This window comes from Pseudoalteromonas sp. S2755, from assembly GCF_005886535.1.
In the GTDB taxonomy this organism is placed as follows: domain Bacteria; phylum Pseudomonadota; class Gammaproteobacteria; order Enterobacterales; family Alteromonadaceae; genus Pseudoalteromonas.
This window is the reverse complement of sequence record NZ_PNDS01000243.1, coordinates 1-312: the sequence shown is the minus strand read 5'-3', so window position 1 is coordinate 312 and position 312 is coordinate 1. Positions and strand designations below refer to the sequence as shown.

1 protein-coding gene is annotated in these 312 nt (G+C 45.8%); it reads right to left on the bottom strand.

Annotation, left to right across the window (positions count from 1 at the left end; all coding sequences use genetic code 11):
• Positions 1-251 (bottom strand): condensation domain-containing protein (locus CWC03_RS23060; RefSeq protein WP_212748170.1); only part of this gene is annotated, 251 nt, incomplete at its 3' end.
• Positions 252-312: the final 61 nt, after the last annotated feature.

Genomic DNA, 312 nt, shown 5'->3' with positions numbered 1-312 from the left:
CTCAGTGGGCTCGCGTTTCCATGACTAAAGGCATCGTACAATTGGAAGAACTCTTGATTTAATACCTCCATCGACCAACCATCCGACGCGATGTGGTGCATATTAAATAGCAGAACGCCTGCACGCTCGGACGTGTGAATATAGCGTACTCGTATCATGACATCCGATGCTAAATCAAATGGCTGTACAAACTCATCATTGACGAGTGCCGCTAACGCTTGCGCCTGAGACGCTCCTGATAAATGTCGCACGTCCTCTTGTGCTACCTTAATATCTACCTCTGCTATATCCTTTATCTGATGTTATGCTTAT